Origin of the sequence: Streptomyces endocoffeicus (assembly GCF_016741935.1) — a bacterium.
GTDB classification, from domain to species: domain Bacteria; phylum Actinomycetota; class Actinomycetes; order Streptomycetales; family Streptomycetaceae; genus Streptomyces; species Streptomyces endocoffeicus.
Map to the genome: position 1 here is coordinate 1 of NZ_JAERRG010000149.1, position 1372 is coordinate 1372.

1 protein-coding gene is annotated in these 1372 nt (G+C 68.6%); it reads left to right on the forward strand.

Annotated features, from left to right (window positions below):
* Positions 1 to 1372: SDR family oxidoreductase (locus JK364_RS57935; protein WP_201858857.1), on the forward strand; the 1372-nt coding region annotated here is incomplete at both ends.

Below are 1372 nucleotides of genomic sequence, written 5' to 3' on the forward strand. Positions count from 1 at the left end.
TTGGCGGTGTGGTGAGGAGGTGTTCGCTGAGGTTCGTCTTCCGGGGGAGCGGGTTGGTGAGGTGGAGCGGTTTGGGGTGCATCCGGCGTTGTTGGATGCGGCTGTGCATGCGGTGGCGTTGATTGCTTCGGAGGAGGATGAGGGAGCGGCGCGTATTCCGTTTGCGTGGTCGGGGGTGCGGTTGCATGCCTCGGGTGCGTCGGTGGTGCGGGTGCGGTTGACCCGGGCGGGTTCGGATGCGGTGGCGTTGGAGGTGGCGGACGCGGCGGGTCAGCCGGTGATCTCCATCGAGTCGCTGGCTCTGCGGCCGATTTCGGCTGAGCAGTTGCAGGCGGCCCAGGTCAGTCGTTATGACTCGCTGTTCCAGTTGGACTGGGAGCCGGTGGTTCCGTCGGCTTCGGTTGTTGGTGGGGGTTCGTGGGCGCTGGTGGGTTCGGATGTCGGGTTGGGTGAGGCGGTGGTTCGTGCGGGTGGGGTGTGTGTCCGCTATGGGGATGTCCCGGCGTTGATCAGCGCGCTCGATGTGGGGGAGGTGGTGCCGGAGACGGTGGTGTTGTTCTGCCCGACGAGGGGTGGTGAGAGTGGCCTGGTTTCTGGGGTGGGGGAGTCGCTTTCTGCTGTGCTGTCTGCGGTGCAGCGGTGGTTGGGTGAGGAGCGTTTGTTCGGGTCTCGTCTGGTGGTGGTCACTTGTGGTGCGGTTGCCACGGAGGCGGGAGAGGATGTGGCCGATCTGGTGCAGGCTCCCGTGTGGGGGCTGTTGCGGTCGGTGCAGACCGAGAATCCCGGCCGGTTCCTCCTCCTGGACCACGACCCTGACTACGACCCCGACCATGGCCAGGAGATCAGCGCCGCTGCATCCGACGCGGCGGTCCGGGCCATCGCCGCTGGTGAGGAGTCCCAGCTGGCGGTCCGGGGCGGGACCGTCCTGGTCCCGCGCTTGTCCCGCGTGGCTAAGTCCGCAGCGGACCTCGAGGCGTCTGTGCGCCTGGTCTCCGGCGGGACGGTGCTGGTGACGGGCGCGTCGGGTGTGTTGGCGGGTGTGGTGGCCCGGCATCTGGTGGTCGAGCATGGGGTGGAGCATCTGCTCCTTGCCAGTCGTAGGGGGCCGGACGCGCCAGGGGCGGCCGAGTTGGTGGCCGAGCTGGAGGCGGCCGGGGCGTCGGTCACCGTGGCGGCCTGTGATGTGGCCGACCGTGAAGCCGTACGCGAGCTGCTGGCCGCCATCCCGGCAGAGCTTCCGCTGCGAGGCGTGGTCCACACCGCGGCCGTGGTGGACGACGGCGTCGTGGAAGGGCTGACCGATGAGCGTGTTCAGCGGGTGCTGGCTCCGAAGGTGGACGCGGCCTGGCATCTGCATGAGCTGACCCGGGAC